This window comes from Microbulbifer maximicatervae (SeqCode) (assembly GCF_052467225.1).
On sequence record NZ_CP174303.1, the window covers coordinates 4,192,253 to 4,210,619 of the forward strand.

The window sequence follows — 18,367 nt, forward strand, 5'->3', positions numbered from 1 at the left end:
AGCGGAACGTAAAAAAGTCAATATAATTGCGCCATAAAGGCACCGCTTCCGGCTAGAGTAGAGTCGAAACTTCTGTCACCCAAAATCACCTCTTGAAACCAACAGCGTCCTCAGTAGATGCTATAGAAGCATCTACTAGCATCAGGTAACAGCAACCTGCGAAATTGCATCCACCGCGCCTTTGCACAAAATAGGGGCGTACTGAATCCGGACTCAGATAGTGGTCGAGTAATGAAGAAAACCCTAATCCTTTATACAGGCGGAACCCTGGGAATGCGCCGAAGCGAATCGGGCTATGTGCCTGACGCCGACCTGGAAGGCGCTCTGGGCCGCCTCTTACAAGATGTTATCGGCCAGCTTCCACAATACGATTTCCAGGCACTCGACCCACTGCTGGATAGCGCCAATATGCGACCAAAGGACTGGTATCATATTGCCAGCCTGATACGCGACAACTATAGCCAGTACTCAGGCTTTTTGGTGCTGCACGGCACCGACACCATGGCCTACACCGCCTCAGCACTGTCCTTTGCCCTACAAGGCATAGAAAAGCCCGTGGTCGTCACCGGTTCCCAGATTCCCTTGCGGGAGATGCGTAGCGACGCCTATAACAACTTAATTGCGGCGCTATTATTAAGCGGCTCCGACGATATCAGGGAGGTTTGCCTCTACTTCAACGGCAAACTTCTACGCGGCAACCGTGCAGTGAAGGTCAGTTCTGGCTCACTGGATGCTTTTAGCAGCCCCAATTACCCCTGTCTCGGGGAAGTGGGTATCCAGGTCAATATCGACCACAACGCCCTGCTGGTGCCCACCGGTGAACCGCAGTTTCAGATTCCCACCAATGCCAATGGCGGAGTGATTTTACTGAAACTATTTCCCGGTATATCTCCCTCACTCATTGAGAAAATTTTAGAAAGCCGCCCCAAGGGCCTGATTATTGAAACATACGGCACCGGCAATGCGCCGACTGACGACAGTGCGTTTACTGAGCAGCTTGAGAAGGCTTCAAAGCTCGGCACTATTTGTGTAGCAGTGTCCCAGTGTTTGGAGCACCAGGTGGATCTGGGTAAATACGCTGCGGGCTCCGCACTGCTTGATGCCGGTGTTATAGGTGGTCTGGATATGACCAGCGAAGCCTGTTTTGTAAAGCTCAACCACCTGTTGGCAATGGGCCATTCCGATACGGAAATTAAAACCCTATTACAGCGCCCGTTGTGCGGTGAGTGCAATCACCCCAACTGATAAAAACTGAAGCTATTGGCGAGGCCATATGGCTTCGCCTTTAAAAAGGGATCGAGTGATTAACAGGGATTGAAGGGATAACCTCTATCCAGAAGCAAAATACCGATGAGCAACGATTTTTCGCAAAACCTCCGCCTTCTGTGCAGCTTCTACCCATCCATAGCCGAGGTGTGCCGGCGAATTGGGGTGAACCGTGCCCAGTTCAATAAATATCTCAACGGTAACACTCAACCCTCCCAGTATACCCTGGGAAAGATATGTCATTTTTTTGGCGTAGAGCCCCATGAAATCGTGATGCCCCACGAGCAATTCAGCCAAATTGTTCGCGTGCGCAGCGCACCCGTCTCCGACAGCCTCCCCGCCAGGCCCTACAATCGCGATATTGATATTCTGATGCGGGAGTCCCAGGGGCGGGCCGATAAATATTTAGGCTTCTATTTCGAGTACCACTACTCCATGACCTTCTCCGACCATATTATTCGCAGCCTGCTGCATATTGAGTCGGATGGTGATGGGTATTATTTTCAGCGCTTCGAACGAATGCGCTACCCGGATAGGGATGAGTGGTATAAATCCCGCTATAAAGGCATGCTGCTCTTTCTTGCCGATCGTATTTTTTTGGTCGGCTATGAATCCTTGACTCACAATGAAATCGCACAAACTATTTTATACCCCACCTATAAAAGCCGAGTCAGCTATCTATCCGGATTAAAGCTGGGAGCATCCGCCAGTGACAGGCGTGAGCCCGTCTGTACAAAAGTAGTTCTCGAATCTCTCGGTCGCAACATCAGCATAAAAAATGCACTGAAATTATGTGGTGTTTTTGGTCCTGAGTCCGAAGAGATAAACAAAAACATCCGCGAGAATATTCGCGCAACCTCTACAGAAGGGCCGCAGAGTTTCTTTGCGACACCACTCTAAAAAATACTTCCCAATTAATTACTAAATTACCCCAACACGAGGCTTGCGGGAGGTGGAGATATTACCCCACCCCACACAGGCCCATACGATGAAGAGAAGAGAAACTGATGACCAACGATTTCCACACACTCAAACCAATGCCGGTTTTTAGTGCAGGTGCAGAAACCCGCTTGGAGAAAGACTTATTGGGTGAGCGCGAAGTACCGGCCGATGTCTATTTTGGCATTCAAACTTTGCGCGCTTTGGAAAATTTCCAGATTACCGGAATTACCCTGAATCACTTCCCCAATCTGGTAAAAGCACTGGCGATGGTAAAAAAAGCTGCGGCCAGCGCCAATGGACAGCTCGGCTACCTGGAGCCCAAACTGCAAGATGCCATTGCCACTGCTTGTGACGAGATTATCGATGGCAAACTGCACGATCAATTTTTAGTAGATATGATTCAGGGCGGCGCCGGCACTTCTACCAATATGAATGCCAATGAGGTGATTGCCAACCGCGCACTGGAATTACTCGGTCACAACAAAGCCGAGTACAAAAAAGTACACCCCAACAACCATGTAAACCTGTCGCAATCTACCAATGATGTTTATCCAACCTCAATAAACCTGGCCATTCTGCTCAGCTACAGCGACCTGGTTCAGTCCATGGAGAGCTTGTGCGTTGAGTTCGACAAGAAGGCCAAAGAGTTTGCCTCAGTAATTAAAATGGGGCGCACCCAACTCCAAGATGCGGTACCTATGACCCTGGGCCAGGAGTTTGCCGCCTTCGCCGCCACTGTGCGCGAAGATGTCGACAGAGTTAAGGAGCTGGTCGCCCTATTCAAAGAGATCAATATGGGTGGTACCGCGATCGGCACCGGCATTAATACCGACCCGGAATATCGCCAGCTGGTTGTTAACGCGCTGTCAGAAATTTCCGGCATCGATTTTATCTGCGCAGAAAACCTGGTGGAAGCCACCTCCGACATGGGCGCCTTCGTGATGTTCTCCGGCGTCATGAAACGCATCGCCGTTAAGATCTCGAAAATTTGCAGCGATTTACGCCTGATTTCCAGCGGCCCTCGCGCTGGCCTCAATGAAATTAACCTGCCGCCGATGCAACCCGGCTCATCCATTATGCCCGGCAAAGTCAACCCGGTTATTCCCGAAGTAGTTAACCAGGTCGCCTACCAGGTGATCGGCAACGACCTCACGATTACCCTGGCTGCTGAATCCGGTCAGTTGCAGCTCAATGTTATGGAGCCTGTGATCGCCTTTAACCTGTTACAGTCCATGCGCCTGATGACCCAAGCCATGACCACACTTGCGGATCGCTGTGTGAGTGGAATCACTGCCAACGAAGAGCACTGCCTGCAACTGGTTGAGAACAGCATCGGCCTGATTACTGCGGTAAACCCGTTTATTGGCTATGAAAATGCCACCCGCATCGCCAAGCAGGCACTAATTACCGGAGCCAGTGTGAAGCAGTTAATCCTTGATGAGGGGTTACTGAGTGAGGAGGAACTGAACGATATCCTCGCGCCGGAGAATATGACCCAGCCGAGAAAAGTAGAAATTAAAAACCCTGCTTAAAAACAAAAACCGGCAACCTCTCGGTTGCCGGTTTTTTTAGCTATCAGCCGGGCTTAGATTCCCAGCTCTTTAAGCAGGCGATCCGGTGGTAAGTAACCGGGAACAACCCGACCATCTTCCATCACGATAGTCGGCGTACCGCGCACATCGATAGCCTCGTTGCCCAGCTTGTATTGAGCTGCCACCGGGTTTGTCTTACAGACATCCAAAGGCACGTTTTCACGGTTCTTAAGTGCAGTCAGCGTCTTGTTGCTGTCTTCCGCACACCATGCAGTTGCCAGTTTGCGATATCCCAGGGAGTTAAGACCACCGCGTGGGAACGCCAGGTAGCGCACTTCGATTCCGCGCTTGTTCAGCTCGGGCACATCCTGGTGCAGCTTGCGGCAGTAACCGCAGTCCACATCGGTAAATACATAAACGCTTGCCTTGGTTTCACCTTTCGGGGAGAAGACAATCATATCTTCTGTATCAAGGGCGCCCATGACCGCAGCGCGGCGCGTCGCTCTACGCTGCTCGGAAAGGTTGGCAACACCGCCAGCCTTCACCTGGTAGAGATCGCCATAAACAAAGTGATTGCCATCAGCAGAGACGAACAGGGTCGTGTTGCCGTCATCGACATCCACTTCGTAAAGCCCTTCAATTGGACTCTCCCGTACCTCTCCATAGGTTGCTTTGGGATTACTCGCCTCAAGGCGTGTCTTGATGGTTTTAACAACGTTGGTATCGACTTCTGCCAACGCTGCAGAGCCCACCAGACTGAGTAGCGCGCCAGCGATTGCCAGCGGCTTCTTGATAAGCGTCATTACCAATTGCTCCTTAAATTCTCATTGGGCTTCGACTTAATCATCGGCCTTCAGTTCCAGCCAGTATGGCAGCTCTTTGCCGCTGCGAACCTAATTGGCACGTTTTAACATATCCAGTCACCTTGGACTACGCAAAACACCGCAAGACGTGAGCGCTTTAGCGAAATTGACTGTATCCCCGCGCCAGGGCAAGCCCGTGTCCATTTATGTCAGTTAAGGCAAGCAGACCCAATCAGGGACACCAAATATGCTGTTCGTAACCCACATACAAAAAAGGCCGAAGCGTACGCTTCGGCCTTTTTCTGCGATCAAGGAGAGCTTAGTTGAGCTTCTCTTTGATACGTGCAGCTTTACCAGTCAGGCTGCGGAGGTAGTACAGCTTGGCCTGACGCACGTCACCGCGACGCTTAACCTTGAGGCTGTCTACCATCGGGCTGTGAGTCTGGAAAGTACGCTCAACGCCAACACCGTGGGAAATTTTACGCACGGTGAAGGAGGAGTTCAGACCACGGTTGCGCTTACCGATAACCACGCCTTCGAACGCCTGCAGACGCTCACGGTTGCCCTCTTTTACTTTTACCTGAACGATTACAGTGTCGCCCGGTGCGAAGGGAGGTACTTCGCTCTTCAGCTGTTCCTGCTCCAGCTGCTGGATAATTTTGTTAGTCATTTGGATCGCTCCCAAATACAGATTGTGTAGCTTCTCAGCTAGTTCACCGAACTACTCGCGCCTCCCGGCGAATTCGGCCTCAATTTTCTTCGAGCTTCTGTTCCCGCTGGATCTCATCCAGCAACAACTTCTGCTCATCGCTCAGCGCCAACCCTTGCAATAAGTCCGGGCGTCGCTGTTGCGTGCGCGCCAATGCCTGTTTCAGGCGCCAGCGGCGTATTCTTTCATGGTTGCCGGAAAGCAAAACTTCCGGTACCGCTACTCCCCGATATTGTTCCGGTCGGGTGTAGTGTGGGCAGTCCAGCAGGCCAGAGGAGAAAGAGTCCTCAACCGCTGATTGGTTGTGTCCAAGTGCGCCGGGAATCAAGCGGGTAATAGCATCCACCATCACCATAGCAGCCAGTTCGCCACCGCTGAGGACATAGTCACCAATGGACCACTCCTCGTCGATCATAGATTCGACGATACGCTCATCCACACCTTCGTAGCGCCCCGCCAACAACACCAAGTTGCCAGCTGCAGACAGCTGCTCCACTCCACCCTGATCGAGCTGTCGACCCTGGGGAGACATGTAGATACTGCGTACAAATTCACCATCTTCACCAGCCCAAGCTCGAGCAGCCTCGAGAGCCTGGTAAAGAGGCTCAGCTAACATCACCATTCCCGGTCCGCCGCCGTAAGGGCGATCGTCCACAGTCCGGTGCCTGTCACTGGTAAAGTCCCGAGGATTCCAACAGCGAACTTCTAAAAGGCCATCTTTCACAGCCCGTCCACTGACGCCATACTCGGTCAATGCGGCAAACATCTCCGGAAAAATGCTTACCAGAGCGATTCGTTTTGTCATCGCTCCTACGCCTTAAAAAGCCGGGTCCCAGTCGACGGTTATTACACCGACTTCCAGGTCAATATTGGTAATAAACTGATCAGGTAGATAGGGAATCAAGCGCTCGCGCTTATCCGCTCCACCGCGCACCACCATTACATCGTTGGCGCCAGTTTCCATCATGCGAGCAACGGTACCAAAGTCGTGATCTTCGCCATCGAAATGGCTGATAACCTTTAACCCTTCGAGCTGGTGCCAGTAATACTCACCATGCTCAAGCTCAGGCATCAGTTCACGAGCTACAGCAATATCGCGCTGGCAAAGTCGAGCCGCCAAATCGCGGTCATCAATGCCTTTCACATGTACGATCAAGCCCTTGCCGTGACGCTTACCAGCGTCAATTTCGAGAGCTTCCCAACCTTTCGGCCCCTGCAAGCGCCAATTAGGGAACTGCAGGATGTTGTCCATCGGCTCGGTATAGGAGTGAACCTTGACCCAGCCGCGCACACCATAAACGGTAGTAACGCGCCCAACCGTGACCAACTCTTCGGAAGGTTTTCCGTTATCTGTCACAGGAGCACCACTTACGCGCAAATTAAGCAGATTCTTTCAGAAGCTTGCCGACGCGGTCAGAAACCTGTGCGCCACGACCCAGCCAGAAATCAACACGCTCGCGATCAACACGCAGGCGCTCTTCCTGACCACGGGCAACCGGGTTGAAGAAACCAACACGCTCAATAAAACGACCGTCGCGAGATTTGCGGCTGTCGGTAACGGTCAGATGATAAAACGGGCGCTTTTTAGCACCACCACGGGCCAAACGAATGGTTACCATGTAACTTTCCTATAGGTTCAACACTAGGCAACCGCACTAAGCAGTCACCACAACAACTTTTTACCGGCAGCAGGGCCGGCAGAAAGGCGGCGTATTCTAATGTACCACCCCAGATTTGTATAGGGTCGCCAAGCCGCCCGGAGAACCGCGGTTCTCTACTTCTTTTTGAGGCCCGGTGGCAGGCCTCCGGGCATACCGCCCATACCGCCAGGCATACCACCGCCCATACCGGGCAGGCCGCCGAGGCCGCGCATCATTTTACCCATGCCCCCGCCTTTGAGCTTCTTCATCATCTTGCCCATCTGCTTGTGCTGCTTGAGCAGGCGATTCAAGTCCTGTAGCTGGGTGCCGGAACCGGCAACGATGCGGCGCTTGCGCGAACCGTTAAGAAGGTCAGGATTGCGGCGTTCGGCCGGCGTCATGGAGGAAATCAATGCGTCCATACGCTTAAATTCTTTGCCCATATCGGCCTGTTGTGCAGCCTGCGCTACACCGCCCATGCCGGGCATTTTCTCCAACAGGGAGCCAAAGCCACCCATATTTTGCATTTGCTGCAACTGATCGCGCAGGTCTTCCAGGTCAAAGCCTTTACCCTTCTGGACCTTCTTAACCAGCTTTTCGGCTTTCTCTTTATCAATCTTCTGCTCTGCTTCTTCAATCAGAGACAGAATGTCACCCATACCCAGGATACGGGAGGCGATACGATCCGGGTGGAAGGTTTCCAGAGCGTCGGTCTTTTCACCAACACCGATAAACTTGATTGGCTTACCGGTGACGTGACGCACGGAGAGAGCGGCACCACCACGGGCATCGCCATCGGCCTTGGTGAGAATCACACCGGTCAGCGGCAGCGCATCATTAAAGGCACTTGCGGTATTTACCGCATCCTGACCGATCATTGCGTCGATCACGAACAGGGTTTCCGCCGGGTCCAACTCGCTGTGCAGCTCACGGATTTCATCCATCAACTCGGAGTCCACATGCAGTCGACCAGCAGTATCCACAATCAGCACATCGGCAAATTGTTTGCGGGCAGCGTCCACAGCACCCTTGGCAATATCCAGCGGTTTCTGCTCAGCTGTAGAGGGGTAAAACTGTGCCCCCACTTCACCGGCCAAGGTCTCCAGCTGTTTAATAGCGGCGGGGCGGTAGACGTCCGCACTCACCACCATGACTTTTTTCTTTTCACGCTCCTGCAGGTATTTGGCCAGCTTGGCCACACTGGTGGTTTTACCAGCACCCTGGAGGCCCGCCATCAGGATTACCGCCGGAGGTTGTACGGCGAGGTTGAGAGGCTCTGCAGCCGCACCCATCACCTTAACCAGCTCATCCTGAACAATCTTGACGAACTGCTGACCCGGGTTGAGAGCCTTGCTAACCTTCTGTCCTACCGCAGCGGTGCGCACTTGCTGAACAAATGCCTTAACCACTGGCAGAGCGACATCCGCCTCCAACAGCGCCTTGCGCACTTCGCGCAAAGTATCGCGGATATTGTCATCCGTAAGGCGCGCTTTACCGGTAACTTTCTTTAAGGCCGCCGATAAGCGGTCACTCAGGTTATCGAACATAAATTCGTCTCGATCTCTCCGTTTACGGACTCAACCCCAGTGCGGAGGGGCGCGAAATTAGGGGGGAGCAAACTGCAACTCCCTCTCTGAGGCGCGGCAGTATAGCCCAGGTCTCGCCACAGCCGAAATATCGCAAGTCTTCCTTGTTTCAACTGGCTATGACACACTCCTGCCCTAACGCAATAATGAAGACACGGATTTACCCATGGCGGCTTTCGCCCACTGGACAGCTATCGCTCTCTACCTGGCCACAACCATAGTTGCAGGTGCGGCTCTGGCCCAAAAACAACAGCCGAATTCCAAACTGCTTCTCAGCCTTTTGGCGGGTGCACTTGTCACCCACGGAATATCCCTGGGACACGTTCTCTTTTCACCCGAAGGCTATCGCTTCGACCTGCTGGCAATGCTCTCGCTGATTTCCTGGGTAGTTAACTTTCTATTATTGATCCTGGCCGTTGGCCGGCCACTTACTCTACTTATTCTTATTTTCGCACCAGTGGGAGCCGCCACTGAATTTGCTGCATCCCATATTTGGGGCACCGTAACGCCACATCAACAGATCTCTGCCGGCATTGCGGTACATGCTCTACTGTCTATTTCTGCCTATTCGCTGCTGACCCTGGCTACCCTTCAGGCGATCTATCTCTATTACCTTAACCAGCAACTGCACAACCACAGGCCGGTAGGCGCCACCCGTCTTCTGCCACCATTGCAGAGCATGGAGTCACTGCTGTTTGGCCTGATCACTTTCGGGCAACTACTGCTCACCGCCTCCCTGCTGACCGGTTTCGTCTTTGTTGGCAATTTGTTTGAAGAGGGGCCAATACACAAAACCATCCTCTCTATGGTCGCCTGGGTTCTCTACACCATACTCCTATGGGGACACTGGAGGTTGGGCTGGAGAGGCAATACCGCTGTGCGTTGGACCTTAAGCGCTTTCGCCGCCCTACTACTTGCCTATTTTGGTAGCAAGCTGGTTATGGAAGTCATTCTCCAGCGCGGGTAATCGAATATACGACTGCAAAGCTTGCGGAGGTCGGCAATATGTTCCAATATCTCCGCTTGGAAATAAAAAGAGTTCTCCCTTGAACGAGATGCCCACGGGCCTGCTATTCGGTTTGCTGGCCCTATTGATACTGATATCCGCCTTCTTCTCCAGCTCCGAAACCAGCATGATGGCGCTTAACCGCTATCGTCTGCGGCACCAAGCCAAAAGCGGGCACCGCGGGGCAAAGCGCGCCACCGAGCTACTCGCACGCCCGGACAAGCTGATCGGCTCAATTCTAATCGGCAACAATCTCGTTAACGTTCTTGTATCCGTAATCGCCGGCTCGGTATTCGCGCAAATTTACGGAGAAATACTCACCACCATTGTCTTAACTCTTGCCCTACTGATTTTTGCTGAGGTCACACCAAAGACTATTGCCGCTCTACACCCGGAAAAAATTGCTTTCCCCGCCTCATTTATTTTGCGCCCACTGCAATGGCTGCTCACTCCCCTGGTGCTGTTGATTGGTGGCATATCCAACGGCCTGGCGCGTTTGCTGGGAGTCGAAACAAAAGCGAATAGCGAAGCGGAACACCTGGCCCCCGAAGAACTCCGAACCGTTGTATTCGAATCAGGCGCCCTGCTTCCCAGCAAGCACAAAGGCATGTTGCTCAACGTGCTGGACCTGGACCAAGCAACCGTTGAAGACATCATGATTCCGCGCAATGAAGTCATGGGCGTTGACCTGGAAAACAGCGCCGAAGAGATCCTGCAGCAGCTAGCGGAAAGTTCCTACACTCGCCTCCCGGTATATCGCGGTGACATCAATCGAGTAGTAGGCATACTTCACCTGCGAAAAGCGGCGCAAATACTGCGCGACGGACCGGAAAATTTAACGGCAGAGCGGCTCAACTCCTTCACCGATGAGCCTTACTTCGTACCCGAGGCAACACCACTCCCCACACTGCTGATGAACTTCCAGAAAACCAAGCGCCGCATGGGGCTAGTAGTTGATGAGTACGGAGAGGTAATGGGTATCGTTACCCTGGAAGATCTGCTGGAGGAAATTGTCGGCGACTTCACCGCAAGTCCAGTACCCAGCGATGACGAGGAGATAGTCGCCATAGAAGATGGCTGGTACATGATCGAGGGCGGCACTTCTATTCGCGATATTAATCGCACCCTGGGCTGGGAACTGCCCACTGACGGGCCGAAAACCTTTAACGGCCTAGCAATGGAACACCTGGAGAGCATCCCCGACGGCAATATCAGCCTATACATCCTCAATTACCTGGTGGAAATTGAGGAGGTCTCAGACAAGATGATTACCCGGGCCAGAATCAAGCGAATCGACAAGTAACGCTACAGCCGTTAATCACTCAACCTCTTCTAGCAAGCGCCTTACCGGTGCAAAGCTGGTGCGGTGTATTGGAGTGGGACCCTGCAACTGTAAAGCTTCCATATGCGCCTTGGTGGGATACCCTTTATGACCTGCAAGGCCGTAACCGGGATATTCAGAGTCCAGCGCTACCATTTCCTTATCACGGGTCACCTTAGCCAAAATAGATGCCGCCCCAATTGCAGCGACACGACCATCGCCCTTTACAACGGTATCGCAAGGGTAATCCCAGTTCGGTTTTTTATTGCCATCCACCAACACAAATTCAGGCTGCACGGATAGCTGTGCAACTGCACGATGCATCGCCAGTAAACTTGCCTGCAAAATATTTAGCTGGTCAATTTCCTCAACTATTGCACGAGCTATGGAGTAACTGAGTGCTCGCTCACAAATCTCATCAAATAACTGCTCGCGCTTTTTTTCAGTCAGCTTTTTGGAGTCGGCAAGCCCGGCAATTGGCTTGTTAGGATCAAGAATCACGGCTGCGGCAACCACATCACCAGCTAAGGGGCCGCGCCCAACCTCATCGACACCTGCAATCAAATCACCCTTGAAAGGGCAAACATAGGGGGGCAATTCTGTTTTACTACTCATAACTTATACTACTCGGCAGATTCAGGCTTAGCTTCCAGTAGCCCCACCACGGCATCGGCAGCCCGCTCAGAAGCATTGCGTCTCAACTGTTGATGCATTTCGAAAAACTCGCGCTCTAAATGATCCCCAAGAAGCGGATCTTCAAAGTACTGCATCACCGCCGCACCAAGATTCTCCGGAATAGCATCATTCTGCAAAATTTCCGGTACCAGTTCTTTTTGGGCAAGTAAATTTGGTAGCGAAACCCATGGGGTATGCAGCATCCGCGAGACGATCATAGACGTCAATCTGCCCAGCTTGTAGGTAACGACCATGGGCTTTTTAAGCAACATCGTTTCAAGGGTTGCTGTACCCGATGCAATAAGCACACAGTCTGCCGCTGAAACGGCCCGTCTCGATTGCCCCTCAAGTAAAGTGATAGGGAGTTCAGGGTAATCTTTTAGCTGCTCTTGAATCTCATCCATACGCTGCTTGTTGGCAGCGGGAATAACAAATTTAATATCCGAGTGACGCTGGTGGCACCATCGGGCCGTCTGCAAAAACAACGGCCCCAGCATGCGAACCTCTCCTCCACGGCTGCCTGGCAAAAGGGCAATTACCCGGTCGTCTTTCTCAAAGCCCAATGCTTTGCGTTCGCCGGCGATATCCACTTGCAGGGGAATTTCATCAGCCAAAGGGTGGCCAACAAAGGTCACCGGTACTTGGTTATCTCGGTAGAAATTCGCTTCAAATGGTAGCAGGGTCAACATGTGGTCGACAGCCCGCGCAATCTTTTTAATTCGACCCTGCCGCCAGGCCCAAACCGAAGGACTGACATAATGGACGGTGGGGATACCCTCAGCCTTGAGAGCAGCCTCAAGAGTCAATGTAAAGTCCGGGGAATCTATACCAATAAATAGATCGGGAGGGTTATCAGTAAAGTGGCGACGGAGAGATCTGCGGATTTTCAACAGTTCCGGAAGGCGCTTCAAAGGCTCTACCAGCCCCATTACCGACAGCCGCTCCATAGGAAATAAACTTTTAGCACCCAGTTCCAGCATGCGCGGCCCGGCAATCCCCTCAAACTCTACATTGGGAAGCCGAGTTTTTAATGCGGCCATTAAACCAGAACCGAGGATATCTCCTGACGCCTCACCGACAACGATACCAATTCGTATCGGCTTATTTTTTTCTGACACGCCTATATCCCTCCTCTTGGGGAGCTGTTTATGTTGGAATTAAATGGGAGTTGCATAAAGTGCAATCGGAGCTGCACAAAACAGCTCCAAAGAGAAGTGAATTAGCGAACAATGCCGCGGGTGGAAGATTGCAAAGACTCTATCCACGGCTGAATAACTGGAGATTGTTCGCGCAACTCCATCAAGGCCTGCAGCGCTTCTTGCATAGTAAGACCGCGACGATAAACGGTCTTGTAAGCTTTATTGATCAGGGCAATATCTTCTCTAGAAAAGCCCCGTCTGCGCAGCCCTTCTGAGTTAATGGTCTTTGCTTCGGCAGGGTTTCCGGCAACCATAACATAAGCAGGGACGTCTTTACCGATAGCAGCACCCATTCCCAGGAAAGCATGCTCTCCCACAGTACAGTTCTGGTGAACCAAACTATAACCACTCAGAATCGCCCAGTCCTTAACAACAACATGACCGGCCAAACCACAGTTATTCACCATAATAGTGTGATTACCAACAACACTATCGTGGCCAATATGGGCATAGGCCATGATCAGGTTTTCGTCACCAATAGTGGTCTCACCTCGGTCCTGAACGGTACCACGGTGGATCGTAACCCCCTCGCGAATCACGTTATTGTCGCCAATAACGAGTGTCGTCTCTTCACCACGATATTTTTTGTCCGGGGTATCCTGCCCTACGGAAGCAAACTGGTAGATTCGGTTGTTCTTCCCCAGTTTGGTCGGCCCACTAAGCACCACATGAGAGGCAATATCACAGCCATCACCTATCTCTACGCCGGCTCCAACAATGGTGTAAGCACCAATACTCACCCCGGAACCAATTACTGCCGTAGAGTCGACAATAGCTGTAGGGTGGATACTTGTCTGCATTCTGGGATCTACTCCTCGGCATTAATCGTACTGGGTAACCTGTACCCTTAAAAACAAAGGCTACCCGGAAAATCCTGAATCTAACTCTCCAGCGAGCTTTACAGAATTACTGAACCTTTTTGACGGCACATAGGATATCAACAGAAGCTGCCAGCTCGCCATCAACACTGGCTTTACAAGCGAATTTCCAGATATTTCTGCGAACAGATACCGCTTCAGACTCGAGCTCAAGGCGATCACCCGGGATCACCTGACGCTTAAAGCGCGCCTTATCAACCCCACCGAACAGATACAGATATCCATCTTCCGGTTTTTTACCAAACGTTTTAAAGCCGAGGATTCCCGAGACCTGGGCCAGGGCTTCAACAATCATCACTCCCGGGAAAATAGGCATTTCCGGAAAGTGGCCATTAAAAACTTCTTCATTTCCAGAAATGTTTTTATAGCCTTTTATATACTTCCCTTCTTCGAGTTCTACTACACGATCCACCAACAAAAAAGGATAACGGTGCGGCAGATACTCGCGAATTTCACGTACATCCATCATTCCAAATGCCCCCAGAAACCACTTCGGGGCGTAAAACGCCCCGAAAACAACAAAGCCAAATTAATTAATAACTAAAGTTCAATCGTCTGTCCCACTCTTTTGGGACAGTGCCTGAACCTGTTTTTCCAAATCTTTCAATCTGCGCGCCATTTGATCCAACTGACCAAAACGCACAGCATTACGACGCCAGGTAGAACTATCGGCAAAGGATAGCGCTCCAGAGTAGCTACCAGTATCCTTTATCGACTTAGTAACAAACGTGTTACCCGACACCTGACTGCCATCTGCAATCGTTATGTGCCCGTTAATACGGCTACAGCCACCGAGAAGACAATGCTTCCCTATCTCAGCACTACCGGCAATTACGGCACACCCGGCTATGGCCGTGTAGTCACCAATCTTCACATTGTGCGCGATTTGGACCAGATTGTCGATCTTGACTCCTCGCCCAATCACCGTATCACCCAAAGCTCCACGGTCTATACAGGTATTGGCTCCAATTTCCACATCTTCGCCAATTTGCACTCCACCAAGCTGGTGAATTTTCACCCAGCTGCCTTTATTAGGCGCAAACCCGAAGCCATCGGCTCCAATAACCGTCTGGCTGTGAATAATACCGTGTGCACCGATAGAGCAGTTATGATGAAAAACAACGCCGGCATACAGGCGTGTTCCTGCACCGACTAAACTGCCCTCGCCAACATAGCAGTTAGCACCAACAATCGCACCAGGCTCCAATTTTGCGTAGGCCTCGACCACAGAGCCGGGTCCCACGCTGACACCAGCACCAATCTCTGCCGTGGGGTGGACCACTGCAGAGGGGTGAATACCAATGGGTGCTTCAGGAGTTGTATCGAACAGAGCTGTTGCTCGAGCAAAGGCCAAGTAGGGATCCGCAACACATAAAGCCGTTACCGGGCACTCTTCAACAAACTCTTCCGATACCAGCACCGCGGCAGCTTTGGTCGTTTTCAGAAAGCGTCGATAATTAGGGCTTGCGAGGAAAGCCAAGTGCTCTGCACCGGCATCCTGCAGTGTATTTAAACCCTGAACTTTTTGATTGGAATCTGAACCGGGCGCCAACCGCAAGTCGGCCCCCAGCTCTTGCGCCAACTGGGCAAGAGAAAAGCTATCTTTCATATAAGACTATCGACTTACTTGGCTGCGTTCATACGCTTAACAACAGCCTCTGTCAGGTCGACGCTAGGACTTACATAGTAGGCAGTATTGGAATCCAGCACTACGTCAAGCTTCTGCTCTTTAATCAGTGCGTCCAGGGCATCCCTAGCCTTTGGCCCCATAGAAGCCTGGATCTCTTGACCCACTTGAGCTTCCATTGCACGCAATTTTTTCACCGTTGTCTCAAAATCTGAGCGCTGGAAATTCATCTTGCGCTGGTACTCAGTCTTCTGCTCATCGGACCAGGTCACACTGTTTTTCTTGGCATCTTCAGCCATTTTTTGCAGCTCAGAACGAATTGACTCGGCACTGCTCTGCAGCTTCGAATATTCAGAGCTGGTCTTCAAGGAGTTAACCTTGGTTTTAGCTGCATCTGTGCTCATGATCGCAGCTTGTAGGTTAAGTACCGCAACCTTGGTTTGCGCCAGCGCTGCGCCGGACAAGGTCATACCTGCAAGTAATACTGCAACAATTTTTACATTCTTAAGCACGTCGGTCTCTCCAATAGATTTTATTTTAATTGCGCTGATATACGCCTAATTCATTTTATCTGACAAATTTAGAAGCTGTTACCCAGGGTGAACTGGAATACTTCCACATCGTCATCTTCATTTTTCTTAAGGGCTTTCGCCAAGCTGAATGTCAGCGGACCAAAACCGGTAATCCAGGTCAAGCCAATCCCCGCAGAGACATTCATCTTACCAAAGTCCACATCGTAACAGTTGATTTGGGTATCACTACAGCTGGTATCAAACACATTACCCGCGTCAACAAAGAAAGCGGTTTGTAAGGAACGCTGATCTTTAACAAAGGGCAGCGGGAAAATGACTTCCGCACTACCCTCAACTAGAATATTCCCACCAAATGGATCAGCATCTCCATAAGTAGATGTCACTAGGTTCCCGTCATCATCAACCAGATAGCAACTCTGCGTTATGCTCTCTCCATCGGTCGCACAAGGAGCGAGGGTGGAACTGAAACCATCGGGGTCATAGTAAGGCCCTAGTATTTCTGCAGGAGTTGAGCGAGGCCCCAAAGTATTGCGCTCAAAGCCCCTCACAGACCCAAAACCACCAGCATAGAAGTTCTTAAAGAACGGTAGCTCATCAAGGTCTCCGAAACCATCACCATATCCTAAACGCGTTCGCAAGCGTAAGGTCAGGCTTTTAGTCAATGGACGGAAATACTGCCCAGTGTAAACAAGCTTGTAGTACTCCAGGTCACTCCCAGGCACACTGAGTTCCAGAGAAAGATTTTGCGAAGCACCTCGAGTTGCTAAAATCCCCCTATTTAAAGTTGATCGCGCATAAGATGCCGTGAGACTTAAACTGTTAAAGGCATCTCCATAGCGATCAATAAAACCATCTGGAGTGGGAAATAGATCATCAGTTAATGACATTGCCAGATCATTAGCTATACCATCTTGCCAATCATCAAAAATTTCATCAGCGTCAGCATCGGTAATAACACCGGTCACACCATCAATTGGCTCAGGTGTTGTGGAAATCTCCTGCACAGAACTACTTGAAGCTGTTAGTTCCAAGTGGTTGAAATTAATATTCAATCCGAGACGGGAAATTTCTGACATCGGGTAACCAAAGCTAACGCCACCACCATAAGTCGTGGTGTTGTAGTCAGAAAGGTTAACTTCGGAGTAATCATTCTCTGTGTAGAAGACATTAAAACCACGGCTCACACCATCCGGTGTGAAGTAAGGGTCAAGGTAAGAGAAGTTCACAGAAGTCTGGTAGGTGGAGGCATTCATCCCAATACCTACAGATTTACCGGTGCCTAACCAGTTATTTTCCTGGATATTAGCTCCCAGTACCAAGCCACTGCTCTGGGCCCAGCCAATTGTGCCGCCGATAGAACCTGAAGGCTGCTCTTCAACCGTGTATTCGACATCAATCTGGTCAGAAGTACCCGGTACTTCTGAGGTTTCCACCTCAACTTCTTTAAAGTAGCCCAGGCGCTCAAGGCGGACTTTTGACTGCTCTATACGGGCAGAGGAAGCAGAAGCTGACTCCATCTGACGCATCTCGCGGCGCAAAACCTCATCTGTAGTGCGAGTATTACCCCGGAAATTAATTCGGCGAACATAAGCCCGCTTGCCGGGGTTGATAAAGAAGGTAATTTTTACCGTTTTCTCTTCTTTATTGGGCTCGGGGATACCATTAACCTCAGCAAAGGTATAGCCCTCATTCCCCAGGCGCTTGGTAATATAATCCGAGGTTGTTGTCATACGAACCTGGGAGAAGGTCTGCCCTTCCCGCACCAGTAGCAAGCGCTTAACTTCTTCCTCTGGAACTACAGGATCACCGGCCAGGTCCACTTCACTAATGGTGTAAACATCGCCTTCATATACATTGACGGTGATAAATACACTCTCTTTATCCGGACTCAGGGAAACCTGGGTGGAATCAATTTTAAAATCCAGGTACCCACGATCCAGGTAATAGGATTCGAGACGCTCCAGGTCGCCGGTCAATTTCTCTCGGGAATACTTGTCATCACTGCGCAACCACGACAACCAGCCGGTGGTTTGCAGCTCAAAAATCTCTCCAAGCTCTTCATCGGAGAACGCTTTATTGCCGACAATATTGATGTGCTTAATTGCGGCTACTGAGCCTTCATCAACAATTACGCGAAGCTCAACCTGGTTGCGCGGCAACTCTTTTACTTCAGTTTTAACACTGGCGTCATAGCGTCCCTGGCCAACATATTGACGCTGCAGCTCCTGAGCCAACCCCTCAAGGGTTGCGCGCTTGAAGATCTGCCCCTCTGAAAGGCCATTCTCCTGCATGCCTTTCAACAAGTCTTCTGTTGCAATCGCCTTGTTACCCGTAATTTCAATCTTGGAAATTGCAGGTCGCTCGCGCACAGTGATAACCAGGACACCATTCTCCTGGCCAATTTGAATATCCTCAAAGTAACCAGTGCGAAACAGCGCCCGAGTGGCACTCTGAATTTCCAGAGTCTCCACCTCATCCCCCACTCGCACAGGGAGAGCTGAGAATACGGTACCGGCAGAGACGCGCTGCAGCCCTTCCACACGGATGTCATCAACTACAAATGACTGTGCTAAAGCACTGAGAGGCAGTGCCAGGCTAAGAGAAGCCGCTTTCAGGAAATGTTTCATCTACTAATTCCAGGTGTTTTTAT

At 51.1% G+C, this 18,367-nt stretch carries 18 protein-coding genes; 5 read left to right on the top strand and 13 right to left on the bottom strand.

The window, feature by feature from the left end:
- The first annotated feature begins 231 nt into the window (after positions 1-231).
- The 3 genes from ACJJIZ_RS18040 (at position 232) to aspA (ending at position 3,740) form a co-directional block, all read left to right on the top strand.
- Positions 232-1,245 (top strand): asparaginase, encoded by a 1,014-nt coding sequence (locus ACJJIZ_RS18040; RefSeq protein ID WP_444914359.1) that lies wholly within the window; start codon positions 232-234, stop codon positions 1,243-1,245.
- Between the two features lie 105 nt (positions 1,246-1,350).
- Entirely contained in the window at positions 1,351-2,166 is an 816-nt protein-coding gene (locus ACJJIZ_RS18045) for a helix-turn-helix domain-containing protein (protein ID WP_413662803.1), read from the top strand.
- 107 nt (positions 2,167-2,273) lie between these two features.
- The gene (gene aspA, locus ACJJIZ_RS18050; protein ID WP_444914360.1) at positions 2,274-3,740 is read left to right on the top strand and encodes an aspartate ammonia-lyase; all 1,467 of its coding nucleotides are present in this window, start codon (positions 2,274-2,276) and stop codon (positions 3,738-3,740) included.
- A gap of 53 nt (positions 3,741-3,793) precedes the next feature.
- Here aspA and ACJJIZ_RS18055 read toward each other — a convergent pair whose 3' ends face one another.
- The 6 genes from ACJJIZ_RS18055 to ffh all read right to left on the bottom strand — a co-directional run bounded on the left by ACJJIZ_RS18055 (position 3,794) and on the right by ffh (position 8,439).
- Positions 3,794-4,543 (bottom strand): DsbC family protein, encoded by a 750-nt coding sequence (locus ACJJIZ_RS18055; RefSeq protein WP_282933659.1) that lies wholly within the window; start codon positions 4,541-4,543, stop codon positions 3,794-3,796.
- Between the two features lie 319 nt (positions 4,544-4,862).
- Positions 4,863-5,219 (bottom strand): 50S ribosomal protein L19, encoded by a 357-nt coding sequence (rplS, locus tag ACJJIZ_RS18060; protein ID WP_282934563.1) that lies wholly within the window; start codon positions 5,217-5,219, stop codon positions 4,863-4,865.
- Between the two features lie 73 nt (positions 5,220-5,292).
- Positions 5,293-6,057 (bottom strand): tRNA (guanosine(37)-N1)-methyltransferase TrmD, encoded by a 765-nt coding sequence (gene trmD / locus ACJJIZ_RS18065; protein WP_444914361.1) that lies wholly within the window; start codon positions 6,055-6,057, stop codon positions 5,293-5,295.
- 12 nt (positions 6,058-6,069) lie between these two features.
- Positions 6,070-6,609, bottom strand: coding sequence for a ribosome maturation factor RimM (rimM, locus tag ACJJIZ_RS18070; protein ID WP_444914362.1), 540 nt, complete (start codon positions 6,607-6,609; stop codon positions 6,070-6,072).
- Between the two features lie 22 nt (positions 6,610-6,631).
- Entirely contained in the window at positions 6,632-6,871 is a 240-nt protein-coding gene (rpsP, locus tag ACJJIZ_RS18075; protein ID WP_108733998.1) for a 30S ribosomal protein S16, read from the bottom strand.
- A gap of 155 nt (positions 6,872-7,026) precedes the next feature.
- Positions 7,027-8,439 carry a signal recognition particle protein gene (ffh, locus tag ACJJIZ_RS18080; RefSeq protein WP_444893186.1) on the bottom strand — a complete coding sequence of 471 codons (1,413 nt, stop codon included), beginning with the start codon at positions 8,437-8,439 and terminating at the stop codon, positions 7,027-7,029.
- 205 nt (positions 8,440-8,644) lie between these two features.
- Between ffh and ACJJIZ_RS18085 the strand changes: the two genes are divergently transcribed.
- Together ACJJIZ_RS18085 and ACJJIZ_RS18090 are read left to right on the top strand one after the other, a co-directional pair.
- Positions 8,645-9,445: a cytochrome C assembly family protein gene (locus tag ACJJIZ_RS18085; RefSeq protein ID WP_413662808.1), complete on the top strand. Its 801-nt coding sequence runs from the start codon at positions 8,645-8,647 to the stop codon at positions 9,443-9,445.
- A gap of 79 nt (positions 9,446-9,524) precedes the next feature.
- Positions 9,525-10,787, top strand: a complete 1,263-nt coding sequence (locus ACJJIZ_RS18090; RefSeq protein ID WP_444914363.1) for an HlyC/CorC family transporter — start codon at positions 9,525-9,527, stop codon at positions 10,785-10,787.
- A gap of 15 nt (positions 10,788-10,802) precedes the next feature.
- Here the strand turns inward: ACJJIZ_RS18090 and rnhB are convergent, their stop codons facing one another.
- The 7 genes from rnhB to bamA form a co-directional block, all read right to left on the bottom strand.
- Positions 10,803-11,420: a ribonuclease HII gene (gene rnhB, locus ACJJIZ_RS18095; RefSeq protein ID WP_444914364.1), complete on the bottom strand. Its 618-nt coding sequence runs from the start codon at positions 11,418-11,420 to the stop codon at positions 10,803-10,805.
- A gap of 8 nt (positions 11,421-11,428) precedes the next feature.
- Entirely contained in the window at positions 11,429-12,598 is a 1,170-nt protein-coding gene (lpxB, locus tag ACJJIZ_RS18100; RefSeq protein WP_444914365.1) for a lipid-A-disaccharide synthase, read from the bottom strand.
- A 101-nt stretch (positions 12,599-12,699) separates the two neighbouring features.
- The gene (gene lpxA / locus ACJJIZ_RS18105) at positions 12,700-13,479 is read right to left on the bottom strand and encodes an acyl-ACP--UDP-N-acetylglucosamine O-acyltransferase (RefSeq protein ID WP_444896539.1); all 780 of its coding nucleotides are present in this window, start codon (positions 13,477-13,479) and stop codon (positions 12,700-12,702) included.
- Between the two features lie 106 nt (positions 13,480-13,585).
- The gene (fabZ, locus tag ACJJIZ_RS18110) at positions 13,586-14,026 is read right to left on the bottom strand and encodes a 3-hydroxyacyl-ACP dehydratase FabZ (RefSeq protein WP_108734005.1); all 441 of its coding nucleotides are present in this window, start codon (positions 14,024-14,026) and stop codon (positions 13,586-13,588) included.
- 78 nt (positions 14,027-14,104) lie between these two features.
- Positions 14,105-15,166 (bottom strand): UDP-3-O-(3-hydroxymyristoyl)glucosamine N-acyltransferase, encoded by a 1,062-nt coding sequence (gene lpxD / locus ACJJIZ_RS18115; RefSeq protein ID WP_444907648.1) that lies wholly within the window; start codon positions 15,164-15,166, stop codon positions 14,105-14,107.
- 14 nt (positions 15,167-15,180) lie between these two features.
- Complete coding sequence (locus tag ACJJIZ_RS18120; protein ID WP_413662813.1) at positions 15,181-15,696, bottom strand: OmpH/Skp family outer membrane protein; 516 nt, start codon at positions 15,694-15,696, stop codon at positions 15,181-15,183.
- A 68-nt stretch (positions 15,697-15,764) separates the two neighbouring features.
- Complete coding sequence (gene bamA, locus ACJJIZ_RS18125) at positions 15,765-18,344, bottom strand: outer membrane protein assembly factor BamA (RefSeq protein WP_444914366.1); 2,580 nt, start codon at positions 18,342-18,344, stop codon at positions 15,765-15,767.
- Between the last annotated feature and the right edge of the window lie 23 nt (positions 18,345-18,367).

What these genes read in the sequence shown, in the direction of transcription:
- aspA (WP_444914360.1), top strand. Translation starts at nt 2,274, where the DNA reads ATGACCAACGATTTCCACACACTCAAACCAATGCCGGTTTTTAGTGCA.
- trmD (WP_444914361.1), bottom strand. Translation starts at nt 6,057, where the DNA reads ATGACAAAACGAATCGCTCTGGTAAGCATTTTTCCGGAGATGTTTGCC.
- ACJJIZ_RS18085 (WP_413662808.1), top strand. Translation starts at nt 8,645, where the DNA reads ATGGCGGCTTTCGCCCACTGGACAGCTATCGCTCTCTACCTGGCCACA.
- rpsP (WP_108733998.1), bottom strand. Translation starts at nt 6,871, where the DNA reads ATGGTAACCATTCGTTTGGCCCGTGGTGGTGCTAAAAAGCGCCCGTTT.
- fabZ (WP_108734005.1), bottom strand. Translation starts at nt 14,026, where the DNA reads ATGATGGATGTACGTGAAATTCGCGAGTATCTGCCGCACCGTTATCCT.
- ACJJIZ_RS18045 (WP_413662803.1), top strand. Translation starts at nt 1,351, where the DNA reads ATGAGCAACGATTTTTCGCAAAACCTCCGCCTTCTGTGCAGCTTCTAC.
- ACJJIZ_RS18040 (WP_444914359.1), top strand. Translation starts at nt 232, where the DNA reads ATGAAGAAAACCCTAATCCTTTATACAGGCGGAACCCTGGGAATGCGC.
- lpxA (WP_444896539.1), bottom strand. Translation starts at nt 13,479, where the DNA reads ATGCAGACAAGTATCCACCCTACAGCTATTGTCGACTCTACGGCAGTA.
- lpxD (WP_444907648.1), bottom strand. Translation starts at nt 15,166, where the DNA reads ATGAAAGATAGCTTTTCTCTTGCCCAGTTGGCGCAAGAGCTGGGGGCC.
- ACJJIZ_RS18055 (WP_282933659.1), bottom strand. Translation starts at nt 4,543, where the DNA reads ATGACGCTTATCAAGAAGCCGCTGGCAATCGCTGGCGCGCTACTCAGT.
- ffh (WP_444893186.1), bottom strand. Translation starts at nt 8,439, where the DNA reads ATGTTCGATAACCTGAGTGACCGCTTATCGGCGGCCTTAAAGAAAGTT.
- bamA (WP_444914366.1), bottom strand. Translation starts at nt 18,344, where the DNA reads ATGAAACATTTCCTGAAAGCGGCTTCTCTTAGCCTGGCACTGCCTCTC.
- rnhB (WP_444914364.1), bottom strand. Translation starts at nt 11,420, where the DNA reads ATGAGTAGTAAAACAGAATTGCCCCCCTATGTTTGCCCTTTCAAGGGT.